This window comes from Sphingopyxis sp. (genome assembly GCF_036402335.1).
In the GTDB taxonomy this organism is placed as follows: domain Bacteria; phylum Pseudomonadota; class Alphaproteobacteria; order Sphingomonadales; family Sphingomonadaceae; genus Sphingopyxis.
Genome location: NZ_DASWTD010000280.1, coordinates 1 through 3,869 on the forward strand (window position 1 = coordinate 1; position 3,869 = coordinate 3,869).

The 3,869-nt window shown below is 63.1% G+C and carries 5 protein-coding genes; 3 read left to right on the forward strand and 2 right to left on the reverse strand.

The window, feature by feature from the left end; translation table 11 throughout:
* Together glyS and VGD20_RS08785 are read right to left on the reverse strand one after the other, a co-directional pair.
* Window positions 1-1,228, reverse strand: a 1,228-nt coding sequence (glyS, locus tag VGD20_RS08780) for a glycine--tRNA ligase subunit beta (RefSeq protein ID WP_331134079.1), incomplete at its 3' end; no start/stop codon positions are given.
* Complete coding sequence (locus VGD20_RS08785) at window positions 1,225-2,106, reverse strand: glycine--tRNA ligase subunit alpha (protein ID WP_331134083.1); 882 nt, start codon at window positions 2,104-2,106, stop codon at window positions 1,225-1,227. The genes glyS and VGD20_RS08785, both read right to left, overlap by 4 nt.
* Before the next feature lie 277 nt (window positions 2,107-2,383).
* Here VGD20_RS08785 and VGD20_RS08790 point away from each other — a divergent pair, with 277 nt between their 5' ends.
* The 3 genes from VGD20_RS08790 to VGD20_RS08800 all read left to right on the forward strand — a co-directional run bounded on the left by VGD20_RS08790 (window position 2,384) and on the right by VGD20_RS08800 (window position 3,779).
* Entirely contained in the window at window positions 2,384-2,716 is a 333-nt protein-coding gene (locus tag VGD20_RS08790; protein WP_331134080.1) for a UrcA family protein, read from the forward strand.
* A gap of 234 nt (window positions 2,717-2,950) precedes the next feature.
* Window positions 2,951-3,166: a helix-turn-helix transcriptional regulator gene (locus VGD20_RS08795; protein ID WP_331134081.1), complete on the forward strand. Its 216-nt coding sequence runs from the start codon at window positions 2,951-2,953 to the stop codon at window positions 3,164-3,166.
* A complete protein-coding gene (locus VGD20_RS08800; RefSeq protein ID WP_331134082.1) occupies window positions 3,156-3,779 on the forward strand; it encodes a hypothetical protein in 624 nt (207 codons plus the stop codon). Before VGD20_RS08795 ends, VGD20_RS08800 begins: the two co-directional genes overlap by 11 nt.
* The last annotated feature ends 90 nt before the right edge of the window (window positions 3,780-3,869 follow it).

Below are 3,869 nucleotides of genomic sequence, written 5' to 3' on the forward strand. Positions count from 1 at the left end.
CGGCCAGTTCTTCCGTGTTCCCCGGCGAAGGCCGGGGTCCAGAGTTGGCTAGCGCCGACGTTTGCTCTGTGCCGCTCTGGGCCCCGGCCTTCGCCGGGGTACGGTCTGTGACGATGCCTTCTTCGACCAGCCAGCGCGCAAGCTTTGCGACGCGCTCGACCTTGTCGGCGACCGTCCCCAGCTTTTCGTGGAAGGTGATGTTCGCCAGCTTTTCGGCGTGCTGCGCGAGCGTCTTCTTCTGGTCCTGTTCCCAAAAGAAGCGTGCATCGGACAGGCGCGCCGCAAGGACCTTGCGATTGCCCGCAACGATCTCGGCGCCGCCATCTACCGCGTCGATATTCGCGGTGCAGACGAAGCCGTTGGCAAGCTTACCGTCGGCGCCGTTCACGACGAAATATTTCTGGTTCACGCGCGCGGTGAGCTGGATAACCTCGGGGGGCACCTCCAAAAACGCTTCGTCGAAGCGGCCGAGCAAGGGTACCGGCCATTCGGTGAGGCCGGCGTTCTCGATCACCAGCCCCTCGTCCGCGACGAGCGTCAGCCCGGCATCGGCTGCGGCCTTGGCGGCGCCGTCGCGGATGATCGACTGGCGTTCTTCATGGTCGACGATGACGTGGCACGCGCGCAGCTTCTCGGCATAGTCCGATGCCGAGCCGATCGTGATCTCGCCCGGGCAGTGGAAGCGGTGGCCGCGCGTCGCGAAACCCGCGGGAATCCCACTAACTTCACACGCAACAAGCTCTTCACCGAAGATCGCGACGATGCCCGAGAGCGGGCGGACCCAGCGCAGGCTCTCGCTGCTTTGGCTCTCCTTACCCCAGCGCATCGACTTGGGCCAGGCGAAGGCGCGGACGATCGCGGGGATCGCCTCGGCGAGCACTTCGGCAGTCGCGCGACCGGGCTTGTCAATCACCGCGAAATAGACGCCGTCGCGGTCTTCGAGCTGGTCTTGGCGAAGGCCGGTCTTGCGCAGAAAGCCTTCGAGCGCCTGCGGCGGCGCGCTGCTGCGCGGCCCCTTGAGTTCCTCGCTGACTGCGGCGGTCGCCTCGGGCAAGCCCTTGGCGATCAGCGCGAGCCGGCGCGGGGTCGAGCAGATGGTGAGGTCGCCCGTTTCGATGCCTGCGGCGCTCAATTGCGCGCGGAACAGCTTTTCGAGCTCGGCACGCGCGCCGGCCTGCATCCGCGCCGGGATTTCCTCGCTGCGCAGTTCGAGAAGGAAATCGGTCACAGCGTCCACCCCGGATATTTTGCGGTCCAGCGCTCGGACTGGCTGTCGATCCATGCCTTGCAGCTGCCCTTTGCGAGGTCGCGGACGCGCGCCATATAGTTGGCGCGTTCCTGCACGCTGATCACGCCGCGCGCCTGGAGCAGGTTGAATAAGTGGCTCGCCTCGATCGCCTGATCATAGGCGGCGAGCGGAACGTTCGCCGCGATCGCGCGCTGACATTCGGCCTCGGCTGCCTTGAAGCCCGCAAACAAGGTGTCGGTATCGGCGACCTCGAAATTCCATTTCGAGAACTGGCGTTCATTCTCGAGGAACACGTCACCATAGCTCACCGCCGCGACATCGCCGACCGCGTCGGAAAAGCGCAGGTCGTACACATTGTCGACATTCTGGATATACATGGCGAGGCGTTCGAGCCCGTAGGTGAGCTCGCCCGCGACGGGTTTGCAGTCGAAGCCGCCCATCTGCTGGAAATAGGTGAACTGGGTGACTTCCATCCCGTCGCACCAGACTTCCCAGCCCAGCCCCCACGCGCCGAGCGTCGGCGATTCCCAGTCGTCCTCGACGAAACGGATGTCGTGGAGCAGCGGGTCGATGCCGATCGCGGCGAGGCTGCCCAGATATTGTTCCTGCAGGTCGGCGGGCGACGGCTTCAGGATCACCTGATACTGGTAATAATGCTGGAGGCGGTTCGGGTTCTCGCCATAACGGCCGTCGGTCGGTCGGCGGCTCGGCTGGACATAGGCGACATTCCACGGCTCGGGACCGAGGCTGCGCAAGGTCGTCGCGGGGTGAAAAGTCCCCGCCCCCACGCGCATGTCATAGGGCTGCAGAATCGCGCAACCGCGCGCACTCCAATAGCTGTGCAGCGTCAGGATCATGTCCTGAAAGCTGAGTGATGTCTTGTCCGCCCCGTCGGCCACGGCCGCAATTCCTTCGCAGGTGCAAAAATCGCCGCCGCATTGGCCCAGCGGCGGCGCACGGTCAAGGCTCCCCGCCGTTCGCCCCGCCACGAAAACACGCGACCCAGTCAGGTCTCCAAAACTTTTTGTAAGGTGTTGTTGACATAGTCAGCGAATCGCGACATATAGTCATGCATACCTGACATAAAGACAGGTGAACGTGATGAAACAAGATTGATCCCAAGGAGTCCCAGACATGATGACCCGTATGTTGATCCTCGCCCTTTCGGTTGCCGTTGGCACTGCACCTGCAATCGCAGCGCCTGCGGCGGAAAGCTCCGTTGCTGCGGTGCGCACCGTCGATCTCGACCTGGCCCGTGCAAATGACCGCGAACGCCTCGACACGCGCCTGAAAAATACCGCAAACCGTATCTGCAGTTCCAATATGCGCGGCGTTGCCGAAGCCGAACTCCGGTCACAATGCGTATCGGCCGCGCTGGCTCAAGTCAGACCGCAGGTCGAGCGTGCGATCGCTCAGGCCCAGGGCGGGGCGCAGCTTGCCTTGCTGATGGTCCGGCCCACCCGTTAACCGACGGATGCGCGCGCAACGGTTTCGTTTCGGCCGGGCCTCCCCGGTGACGGCCGACGACCGGGGCTGGAGCGCTCTCTTGCGAAGGCGCCCCAGCCCCTTGGATGGCTACCGAAGCCGCTGCCCGAGCCCCGACATCCGGAATGGACACGAACAAAAAATTCCCCTTCCCCCGCATTTCGATGCTCTATGGGAAACGATGTCCTTTCGGATAGAAATGCTGGCGAGGCGCCGATGAACAATAAATTGAAAGTATTGCGCGCGATGCGGAACTGGAGCCAGGCCGAACTGGCCGACCGGCTCGACGTGTCCCGGCAAGCGGTGAATGCGATCGAAACGGGAAAATACGACCCGTCGCTGCCCCTCGCCTTCAAACTCGCCCGGTTGTTCGCCATGCCGATCGAGGAAATTTTCGACGATGGCGCTAACGGAGCCTCCGATGACCAGTGAACCCGGCGCGCAGCGCAAACCGATCGGCATTGTCTGGCCGATCATCATCATCATCGGCACGATGTTCCTGATGGGCGTCGTTGCGGGTTATCTCGACGGAATGGCCGAAAATGGCCGCGATGCCCCGTCATCGACGATCGGCGCGGGGTCCGTCCTGCTGCTGGGAATTGCCGCGATGGCGCTTTACGTCCGGCGTGCCGGAAAATTCTGGCAAGGCTGGTCGCGGCGCAAGCGGCTCTATTGGGCCAGCCTTGGCGCCGCCGGACTGCTCGGAGCGATTTCGGCTGTATTGCTCCAGAACGGCGGGGTCGACTTCGGGGTCGCGCTGTTCGCCAGCGGCGGACTGTCACGGTCGACCGCTATCATCCTGTCGTTGTTATGGGGCGTCGGGCTGGCCGTGATCATGCTCGTCTATCATCGTGCGATCGACGATCATGAGGAACGCGCCCTGCTATGGGCGGGCCTGGCGGGCTGGTATGCCTTCATTCTCCCCGCCCCGGCGTGGTGGATATTGCACCGCGCTGGACTGGCCCCGCCCGCCGACGCGATGTTGCTGTTCGTGCTGTCGATGGTGGTGAATGCCATAGTCTATCTCTGGCTGAAGTTTCGCTAGCCCCTCATTCCCCCTCTGCATATCTCCGGCTACAAGGGCCGATAATGAAAGGTAATTTCCAATGAAGAGCCGGTTCAAGATGCTCGCCAC

Excerpts from the sequence above, each read along its gene's own strand:
- VGD20_RS08785 (WP_331134083.1), bottom strand. The coding sequence starts at position 2,106 with ATGATCCTGACGCTGCACAGCTATTGGAGTGCGCGCGGTTGCGCGATT.
- VGD20_RS08790 (WP_331134080.1), top strand. The coding sequence starts at position 2,384 with ATGATGACCCGTATGTTGATCCTCGCCCTTTCGGTTGCCGTTGGCACT.
- VGD20_RS08795 (WP_331134081.1), top strand. The coding sequence starts at position 2,951 with ATGAACAATAAATTGAAAGTATTGCGCGCGATGCGGAACTGGAGCCAG.
- VGD20_RS08800 (WP_331134082.1), top strand. The coding sequence starts at position 3,156 with ATGACCAGTGAACCCGGCGCGCAGCGCAAACCGATCGGCATTGTCTGG.